The 9659-nt window shown below is 65.9% G+C and carries 6 protein-coding genes; 4 read left to right on the top strand and 2 right to left on the bottom strand.

Annotation, left to right across the window (positions count from 1 at the left end; genetic code table 11):
- Positions 1–257: 257 nt before the first annotated feature.
- Complete coding sequence (locus ACZBJS_RS37970; protein WP_316398034.1) at positions 258–2348, top strand: tetratricopeptide repeat protein; 2091 nt, start codon at positions 258–260, stop codon at positions 2346–2348.
- A gap of 7 nt (positions 2349–2355) precedes the next feature.
- Here ACZBJS_RS37970 and ACZBJS_RS37965 read toward each other — a convergent pair whose 3' ends face one another.
- On the bottom strand, positions 2356–4086 hold the full coding sequence (locus tag ACZBJS_RS37965; protein ID WP_057018927.1) for an ATP-dependent Clp protease adaptor ClpS: 1731 nt from the start codon (positions 4084–4086) through the stop codon (positions 2356–2358).
- Between the two features lie 310 nt (positions 4087–4396).
- Between ACZBJS_RS37965 and ACZBJS_RS37960 the strand changes: the two genes are divergently transcribed.
- From ACZBJS_RS37960 to ACZBJS_RS37950, 3 genes are all read left to right on the top strand, one after another.
- On the top strand, positions 4397–6742 hold the full coding sequence (locus ACZBJS_RS37960) for a mechanosensitive ion channel family protein (protein ID WP_253588666.1): 2346 nt from the start codon (positions 4397–4399) through the stop codon (positions 6740–6742).
- A gap of 355 nt (positions 6743–7097) precedes the next feature.
- Entirely contained in the window at positions 7098–8198 is a 1101-nt protein-coding gene (locus tag ACZBJS_RS37955) for an LLM class flavin-dependent oxidoreductase (protein WP_316398010.1), read from the top strand.
- A 109-nt stretch (positions 8199–8307) separates the two neighbouring features.
- The gene (locus ACZBJS_RS37950; protein WP_057018925.1) at positions 8308–8862 is read left to right on the top strand and encodes a flavin reductase family protein; all 555 of its coding nucleotides are present in this window, start codon (positions 8308–8310) and stop codon (positions 8860–8862) included.
- Positions 8863–9075: 213 nt separating this feature from the next.
- On the opposite strand, the gene ACZBJS_RS37945 is transcribed toward ACZBJS_RS37950, so the two are convergent.
- Positions 9076–9552, bottom strand: a complete 477-nt coding sequence (locus tag ACZBJS_RS37945) for a hypothetical protein (protein WP_316398009.1) — start codon at positions 9550–9552, stop codon at positions 9076–9078.
- Between the last annotated feature and the right edge of the window lie 107 nt (positions 9553–9659).

The following is a 9659-nucleotide window of genomic DNA, read 5'->3' as shown; positions in this document are numbered from 1 at the left end:
CTCGCTGCCATCGACAAACCTCCGCCCATCAACCCCAGCCGTCGGAAATCAACCATCTCACCTGACCAGATGGAGCTCCACTATGCCTGAATTTCCCCGGACACCCCTGCCTTTCAGGGGGAAGGAGAAGATCAGCCCGCGCCCGGTCGTGATTCTTCAATCTGGAATCGCGTGCCGGATTTCGCGGTGTCGCCCGTTTAATCCGCATCGGGGTCGTTGGCAGGGGCGGTATCGTGGGCAGCGTGGCGGTCGATCGGATGTTGCGGGATGCGGTGGCGCATTATGGCGCGGGCCGCGCGGCGGAGGCCGGCACGCTGTGCGGCGACATCCTCACCGCCGATCCCGACCATGTTCCGGCGCTGCATCTGTCCGCCGTCATCGCCTTCGTGACCGATCGTGCCGCGGAAGGCGCGGTATTGCTCAACCGGGTGTTCAACCTCGATCCGGACCATGCACCGGCCTTCGCCACCCTCGGCGATGCGCTCGCCGTGAAGGGCGAGCACGAGGGCGCGGTGGCGGCGTTCGAGCGCGGCGTGACGCTGCGGCCGCAGGATGCCGGCCTGTACATCAAGCTCGGCGTCGCATTGTGTGATCTGTCGCGCTTCGACGAGGCCGAGGCCGCGTTCCGGCGCGCGATTGCGCTCGATGGTGGCCTGACGCGGGCGCGGTTCAACCTCGCCGTCGCGCTGGCCGGGCAGCAGCGACCGGTCGAGGCGGAACAGGCCTATCGCGAGGTGATCGCGCGCGATCCGGTCTATCGCGGCGTCTGGCTCAACCTCGGCAATGTGTTGACCGATCAGAAAAGGCACGAAGCGGCCGCCACGGCCTATCGCCGCGGACTTGCCGCGGATCCTGACAATGCCGGGCTGCATTGTGGCCTTGGCGCCGCGCTCTATCGCCAGGGCTTGCTGGAGGATGCGATCCTGCACTACCGCCGCGCGATCGCGCTCGATCCCGGCAACCTCGCGCCGCAGCGCCTGCTGGCGATGGTGCTGCACGAGCTGGGCGAGCGCGCGGAGGCCGTCCGCATCTACCGGCAGGTCTCGGCCCGCGACCCGTCCGATCACGTTATCCTCAACAATCTCGGCGCCGGCCTGTTCGAGCTCGGACAGGTCGACGACGCCATCGCCTGCGCCGAGCTCGCGCTGGCGCTCAAGCCGGACTACGCCGCCGCGCACACCAATCTCGGGATCATCTTCGAGGCGCAGAATCTGGTCGAGGCGGCGGTCGCGGCGCATCGGCGCGCCATCGAGCTCGACCCGCTCTATGCCAAGGGCCACGCCAATCTTGCGGTCGCGCTGCGCAATGCCGGCGAAATCGACGCCGCGCTAGTGGCCTCGCGCCGCGCCATCACGCTCGATCCCACGCAGCCACTGGCGCATTACAACCACGCCCATTTCCTGCTGATGAACGGCGAGTTCGAGGAGGGGTTCGAAGAGTATCAGTGGCGGCGCAAATCCAAGATGCTCAGCGACGGCGATCCGGTGTTCGACGAGCCGGAATGGCAGGGTGAGCCGCTGGCGGGACGCACGCTGCTGTTGTTTGCCGAATATGGACTCGGCGACGCCATCAATTTCGTCCGCTATGTGCCGATGCTGGAGGGCAGGGGCGGTCGGATCATTCTGCAGGTGCAGCCGGGGCTGGTCGCGCTGCTGCGGCCGATGCTGCCCGATGTCGCGGTGTTCGCGCGCGGCGAGCCGCTGCCGCCGTTCGATCTGCAACTGCCGCTGCTGAGCCTGCCGCGGATCTTCCGCACCACCGTCGAGACCATTCCCGCAGCGATATCCTATCTGCGGGCGGATGCCGGCAAGCTCGCGCGCTGGCGCGAGGCGCTCGCCGGCGTGACCGCGCTGAAGGTCGGCGTGGTCTGGGCCGGCAATCCCAGGCACAAGGGCGACCGCCAGCGCTCGCTGCCGGCGGACGCCGTGCTGCCGCGGCTGGTCACATCGGGCGTGCAGCTGTACAGCCTGCAGAAGGAGCCGCGGCCGGACGATGCTCCGGTGCTGCGAGCCCTTGGCGCAGGTATCGTCGACCTCGCGCCGACGCTCGGCGATTTCGCCGACACCGCGGCGGCCGTCTGCGCGCTCGATCTCGTCATCGCCGTCGACACCTCGGTGGCGCATCTCGCCGGCGCGCTCGGCCGCCCGGTCTGGATGCTGTGTCCCTATGCGCTCGACTGGCGCTGGCTGCGCGATCGCGCCGACACGCCCTGGTATCCGACCATGCGGCTGTTCCGCCAGGACAGACCGCAGGCCTGGGATCGCGCGCTGGCGCGCGTGTCGGACGAACTCGCGCGGCTCGCCGGCGGCGAGCGCGAGTTGCTGTTGCCGGCACGTTTAGTGCGTTGACCGGCCATCACCCCGCACTCATCCCCTGCGCGCCGCCGAGCAGCTTCACGTTGAGCCGGCCGCCGTCGAACAGCATCTCGTTCAGCGCTGCGCCGATGTCGTCAGCAGTGACATCCTGGCCTCCCCCGCGGGCGATGCTGGCCTGAGCGATGCGGCGCATCAGCTCCTTGATGAATGCGGCGCTGACCCCGGCGGTGCGCTGCACCGCTGCGTCAACCACGGGCGGTTCGAGCGGCAGGCCCTTGCCGTACAGTCGGATCAGCTTGCCGCGCCCGGTCTCGTCGGGCACCGGCACCTCGATGGCCTGGTCGATGCGGCCGGGCCGGCCGGCCAGCGCGCCTTCCAGCTCCTCGGGCCGGTTGGTGGTCAGCACGAACAGGATGTCGCAGTCCTCCTTCAGGCCGTCCATCTCGTTGAGCAGCTTGTTGAGCAGCGATTCCTCGCACGGTCCGCCCATGTCCTCGCGGTCGCGCGCGATCAGGTCGACATCCTCGATCACGACCATGGTCGGCTGCAGCAGCCGCGCGAGGCTCATATAGGCGCCGAGCAGGCCGACCTGCTCGGCGGTGATGATCAGCGTGGTGTGATCCGGCAGGTTGGTGGCGAGATAGCGAATGGTGTGGGTCTTGCCGGTGCCGGGCGGGCCGTAGAGCAGGATGCCCTTGCGGGTCGACTGCCCGAGCTCGCGCAGCAGATCGCGGCTTTCGACGAAGTCGAGCACGTTGCGGTCGAGCAGCCGCAGCGTCCGGTCCGGCAGGATCACGTCATCGCGCGCGACCGTCGGCAGGCGATGCACGGTCACGCCGCGGGCGCGGCCGCGATAGTCGGCGGCATCCTCGAGCGACAGGATCTTGCCGCGATAGGATCGTGCCGCGTACACGGCCGCTTCCAGCTCGGCAAAGGTCCGCTGCACCAAGGCGTTTCCGGCGACGCCTGCGGGCACCGCGAGCTCGATCCGCAAGCCCGGCTCGGTCTGATAATCACGATGGTAGCTGAGCAGCACCGCGTAGCGCAGCTCTCCGGTTTGGCATAGCCACAAGCCATTGGTCAGGCATTTCACCGACTCAGGCTCGCCAACGTCGACGTCGTGATACTGCGGCGGCGCGATCGGCGGCGCGTTGCGGCTGTTCTCCATCAGCGAGGCAATCGCGAGGGTCTCATAGCGGTGTTGCTCATGAATGCCGAAGAAATGGATCGGCACATCGAACAACCTGTCGATCGCGATCTGAACGTCCGCTCGCATGTGACCGGGAAATTGTCGCGACCGGGTCATGATCTGATTGCGCGGCGTCCCGGCAAAATGCCAATCGAGCGCCATGAAGGCATATCTGAACTCCTCGCTCGGTAGATTTTCCGAGCTTGCCCGCGCGGCGATCAGGCAGTTGCCGCACAGGCAGACTGTCCGGCGGATGAGAAACACGTCGGTGACGGGCTCCAGCGCGCCACAGAGATCGCACGGCCGGGCCGCGTCGGCGGCCGATGCGGTGATCAGCAATGGATGCCCGTTGTTGCGGATCAGCTGTTGGGCGGACTCCAGCAGTGCCTTGGCCACCGTCGCGGGATAGGGGCCGCATGCGAATCCGTTCTGGGCCTCGATTCGCGCGGTGACGGCAACAGCCTCTTTCCGGGACTTGCCGAATACCGTGCGCAGCAGGTTGCGCATGAATTCTATCGGTGTCTCGTCGTCATCATGGATGAAGAGCCTGACCGGACCGTTCTCGGCAAAAACGTCGTGCATGAAACTCCCGAAACGCAATTGGGAACAAAAGAACAAAGTAAGAACATCACGGCGGCTCCTGCGCGTCAAGCGAAAGATTCTGCGGTCTCACCCCTGACGTGTAGTGAGCCGGCCGGGAACGCGCACTGGAAGTGTAAACGCGGCTCAACGCCTGTGACGATTGTGTTGCGGTAAATGCCAAGAGATGGCCGTCACAGCGGCAAACTTCCGACACACCATCGGGGCGAAAAGGAGTATCCGACATGGCGCGAGCGCGAGAGCAGATTCCTCCCAAGGGTTTGCGGTCGCGCAGTTATTTTATGAGGCCCTCGTGTCGCACAAACTTCGCCTTGCGCTGCTTCTCGTCTTCACCTTGTTCGTCTCTCCCGCGCTGGCGCAGCCGGCCGCCAAGCCGGCGCCGCCGCAACCCGCTACCGGCGACGCGCTGACGCCCGAGCAGGCGAAACGTGCGCTCGACACGCTGCAGGACGACAAGAAGCGCGGCGAGATCATCAACACGCTGCGCGCCATCGCCAATGCCTCGCCGCAGGCGGCGGCCCAGCCGGCGCCTGCGCCGGAGCAGCATTCGCCGATCCCGCTCACCGCCGACAGCCTCGGCGCACAGCTGTTGCTGATGGTGTCCGAGCAGGTCGGCGAGATGTCGCGCGAGGTCGCCGACGTCGCGCGCACGCTGACGCATTTCCCGGCGTTCTACTACTGGTTCGTGCGTACCGCCAACGATCCGGTCGCCTATGGCCTCTTGATCGATATCGCCTGGAAGCTGGCGCTGGTGTTCGGCTGCGCGCTGGCCGCCGAATGGGTGGTGTTCCGCCTGATCAAGCGGCCGGTCGCGTTCCTGGAAGCGCGGCTGCCGCAGACCGCGCGCATGCCGGTGCAGACGCTCGCCATCGTCGATCCGCCGTCGTCGGTTGCCGACGTCACGCCGGCGCCCGAGTTGCAGCGGCGCCGGCTCAGCCTGGCGCGGGCCTGGCAGTCGCTGGTCCGGCTGCCCTTCGTGCTTGGGCGCCTTTTGCTCGAATTGCTGCCGGTCGTCGTGTTCGGCGGCATCGCCACCGCGCTGCTCGGCACCGAGATCGGCGATCAATCGACCACGCGGCTCGTGATCCTGGCCGTCGTCAACGCCTATGTGTTCTCGCGCGTCTTGATTTGCGCGGTGCGCGCGCTGGCGGGGCCGTTCGGCCTGTTCCGCGTCCGTGCCGAGACCGCGGCCTATATCGAGATCTGGGCCCGGCGCATCGTCGCCGTCGGCGTCTCCGGCATCGCCTTTGCCAATGTCGCGCTGCTGCTCGGGCTGCATCGCGCCGGCTATGCCGCGCTGATCCGGCTCGTGATGTTGGTCGTGCATCTGTTCGTCGTCGTCATCATCCTGCAGTGCCGCCGCCAGGTCGCCGACGCCATCCGCGCGCCGGCCGATCGCACCGGGCTTGCGGCGCGAACGCGCAACCGGCTCGCGGCGCTCTGGCATGTGCTGGCGATCGCGCTCGACCTCGCGCTGTGGGCAGTGTGGGCGCTCAACATCCGCAACGGCTATTCGCTGCTGCTGCAATATTTCGTCGGCACTGTCGCGGTGCTGCTGGTTACCCGCCTCGTTACCATGGTGGTGCTGAGCCTGATCGATCGCGGCTTTCGCATCAGCCCGGAGCTGATCCAGCGCTTCCCGGGGCTGGAGACGCGCGCCAACCGCTATCTGCCGCTGCTGCGCAAGGTGGTCACGGCAGTGATCGCCTTCATTGGCTTCGTCGCGCTGCTCGAGGTCTGGGGCGTCGATGCCATCGTCTGGTTCTATGGCGGCCAGATCGGAAGCCGCCTGATCTCGGCGCTGGTGACGATCGGCATTGCCGCGCTGGCCGCGGCCGTGATCTGGGAAGTCGCCAATGCGCTGATGGACCGGCAGATCGAGACCCTGTCGCGCGACGGGCATTACGCCCGCGCCGCGCGCTTGCGCACCTTTCAGCCGATGCTGCGAACCGCGCTGTTCTGCATGATCGTCGCGGTGGTCGGCCTCACGGCGCTCAGCGAGATCGGCGTCAATGTCGCGCCGCTGCTGGCCGGCGCCGGCATCGTAGGCATCGCGATCGGCTTCGGTTCGCAGAAGCTGGTGCAGGACTTGATCACCGGGCTGTTCCTCCTGATCGAGAACACCGTGCAGGTCGGCGACAACGTCACGGTGTCGGGCCTCTCGGGCGTGGTCGAGAACGTCTCGATCCGCACCATGCGGCTGCGCGCCGGCGACGGTTCGGTGCACGTCGTGCCGTTCAGCGCGGTGACGACGATCACCAATTCCAGCCGCGGCGCCGGCAATGCCGCGGTCAGCGTCAACGTGTCCTACAAGGAGGACACCGACCGCGCCGGCGAGGTGCTGAAGGACATCGTCGCCCAAATGCGCCAGGAGACGGCGTATCGCGCATTCATTCGAGGCGACCTCGAATTGTGGGGCGTCGACAAGGTCGACGGCTCGGTCGTGACCATCGTCGGCCAGATCCGCTGCACCGATAGCGGACGCTGGGCGGTGCAACGCGAGTTCAACCGCCGCATGAAACGGCGCTTCCAGGAGGAGGGCATCGAGATCGCCTCGATGGGCCAGACCATCCTGATGCAGCTTCCTCCACCCTCCGAGCCCGATACCAACGCCCAGCCGCGCCGCGCGGCGGGCTGATCCGGCGCTCTGCTTCACCTCGCCCCGCTTGCGGGGAGAGGTCGAATTCGAGCGAAGCTCGAATTCGGGTGAGGGGGAGTCTCCGCGAGAGTATCTGCTTCCGTGTGTGCGAAGGCAGCCCGAGCCAACCAGCGCGAATGCTTGCCGGCGCGTCTCATGGTTGCGACAGGTCTCGCGACGGTGAGACGCTGCCAGCCTTGCCAAGCCCGCTGACCGGCGCGCAGCCGGCCGAAATCCGGCCGTTCTCACCCATTCCCTGCGACTTCCTCCGCTGGCACAGCGCTTGCTGATCGTCATGCAATGCGCGGCAAGACGCATTGCACGACTGAACCCAACGCGAAGGAAGGAAACGCACATGGAGCTTGGATACTTCACCATGCCCTCGCACCCGCCGGAGTGCGGATTGAAGGAGGGCCACGACTGGGACCTGCAGACGCTGCGCTGGCTCGACGAGCTCGGCTACCAGGAAGCCTGGATCGGCGAGCATCACACCGCACCCTGGGAGCCGCACCCGTCGCCCGACCTGCTGGTGGCGCAGGCGCTGCTGCAGACCAAGAATCTGCGCATCGGGCCCGGCGGCTTCCTGCTGCCGTATCATCATCCCGCCGAGCTCGCGAACCGCGTTGCGATGCTCGATCATCTCTCGAACGGGCGCCTCAACTTCGGCGTCGCGGCCTCGGGCCTGCCCAGCGACTGGGCGATGTTCAATGTCGACGGCATGTCGGGCCAGAACCGCGACATGACCCGCGAGGCGCTCGAGATCATCCTGAAGATGTGGTCCGAGCCGGGACCCTGGACGCACAAGGGCAAGTACTGGACAGTGAGCAAGCCGGACACGATGTTCGACTTCCTCAAGCCGCACATCAAGCCGTTGCAGGGGCCGCATCCGCCGATCGGCGTCGCCGGCCTGTCGAAGAATTCGGACACCTTGAAGCTCGCCGGCGAGCGCGGCTTCATCCCGATGAGCCTCAACCTCAACCCGGCCTATGTCGGCAGCCACTGGGATTCGGTCGAGGCCGGCGCCGCCAAGACCGGCCGCAAGCCGAGCCGCAAGGACTGGCGGCTGGTGCGCGAGGTGTTCGTGGCGGATACCGATGAGGAGGCGTGGAAGCTGTCGACCGGCGACATGATGGGCCGGATGATGGGCGAGTACTTCCTGCCGCTGCTCGGCCATTTCGGCTTCAAGGACTATCTGAAGCACGCGCCCGACGTGCCCGACAGCGACGTCACCGTCGAATATTGCGCACGCCGGAATTGGATCGTCGGCTCGCCCGCGACGGTCACCGAGAAGATCGAGAAGATCTACCGGGACGTCGGCGGCTTCGGCGTCCTCTGTGTGTTCGGCTTCGACTACAAGCACAAGCCGGAAGCCTGGCGGCACTCGCTGGACCTGCTCAAGAGCGAGGTGATGCCGCGGCTCAAGCATCTCGGAGCCGAGTTCGAGAAGGCTGCATGACAGCTGCGCGGGGTGCGGGGCTTGCCTCGCACCCCGCCTCGCATATCTTGAACGAAGTGTTTTTACCGAAGCATGATCCGGCGGATCATGCTCAGACAGGGTTTGCGGCATGACGGTCGACGCACAGAGTTTCAAGCAGGCGATGCGCCATTGCGCGGGCGCCGTCGCGCTGGTGACGGTCGGCTCGGAGACCGGGCAGCGCACCGGCCTGACCGTGACCTCGGCCTGCTCGCTGTCGGACAATCCGCCCTCGGTGCTGGTCTGCGTTAACCGTAACGCCAGCGCGCATCAGCGCATCCGCGAGGAGCGCCATTTCGTCATCAACTTCCTGAACGAGGACCACGCGCTGCTGGCGCTGACCTTCTCCGGACAGAAGGGCGTCAACGGCGACGACCGTTTTGCGTTTGGGCGCTGGACCACCGGCGCCACCGGCGCCCCGGTGCTGGAGGATGCCGTCGCGGCGTTCGACTGCGTGCTGGCGCAGGAGCTCGAGACCAAGACCCATTCGATCTTCATCGGCGAGGTCCAGCACGTCCGCGCCGCGACCACAGTCGACCCGCTGATCTATCTGCGCTCCGGCTTCCAGAGCGTGCGCAACATCCATGATCCGGTCGAGCTCGGCGACGTCGATGCGCGGCGTGTGAGCTGGAACGAATTTTCCTGAAACGTACTGACATCTGCGAGGCGGACGGGTCCAGGTACCCGATCCTCTCTCAATCGTTTGAGAGCTGTCGGGCTGCGTCGCCTTGAGGGCGCAATGCTGACGACCCGTCTTGCACGCGTTTGATGGCTTTGGCCCGGCCGTGCGACCGCTGGCCGAGCCAACGCTCATGTGAGGCGTCGCTGTCCTTGCCGTGGTCCCGCGGACGCTGCGCTGCTATGACCCCGGCGTTCTCACGACCAGTTTGATGTTCAGAAGATTGACCCCCTTGAAGGGGTTCGGCGCGCTTTCGATCGTTCCTGTGCCCGTTGCATTCGCATAAGCGCCCGTGCCCGAAAGGATCGTATATTCGCCGTTTGATTTTCCGTCCTTGATCGCGCCGGTGTAACGCGCGGTGATCGCGCCTTCCTCGAACGTGTAGGTGCTGTAACCGTAATAGGAGCCCGAGCCCTTCAGCATGTCTCCTGAATGGACGAACTCCTTCACCCCGATATGGCCATCACTGAAGATGGCGACACCAAAGAACTTGCCGGAAACGACCGTCTGCCCCTCGACGTTTGCTGCCTCGATGACCTTGACGTCGACAGGCTTGGTGACGAGCTTGAACTCGAGCACCTTCTCACCCGCTAACGCGGTCGACCCCGCAACGATGATTGCCACGCTGGAAACGAAAAAGGTGATAAAATTCCGCATAGACTCCTCCTGCGTTTGCTGAAATCAAATCAAGGAGTGCACAGCGGGCTATACGTCATGCCCAGCATTTGCGTTGCAGCACGAAAGAGAGCCCGCGGTTATATCCC

This window comes from Bradyrhizobium sp. KZN70725, from assembly GCF_055264925.1.
This window is presented reverse-complemented; position numbering and strand designations above follow the sequence as displayed.

Bases quoted from the DNA above. Each gene is read 5' to 3' on its own strand.
- ACZBJS_RS37970 (WP_316398034.1), top strand. From the start codon at position 258: ATGTTGCGGGATGCGGTGGCGCATTATGGCGCGGGCCGCGCGGCGGAG.
- ACZBJS_RS37965 (WP_057018927.1), bottom strand. From the start codon at position 4,086: ATGCACGACGTTTTTGCCGAGAACGGTCCGGTCAGGCTCTTCATCCAT.
- ACZBJS_RS37955 (WP_316398010.1), top strand. From the start codon at position 7,098: ATGGAGCTTGGATACTTCACCATGCCCTCGCACCCGCCGGAGTGCGGA.
- ACZBJS_RS37950 (WP_057018925.1), top strand. From the start codon at position 8,308: ATGACGGTCGACGCACAGAGTTTCAAGCAGGCGATGCGCCATTGCGCG.
- ACZBJS_RS37945 (WP_316398009.1), bottom strand. From the start codon at position 9,552: ATGCGGAATTTTATCACCTTTTTCGTTTCCAGCGTGGCAATCATCGTT.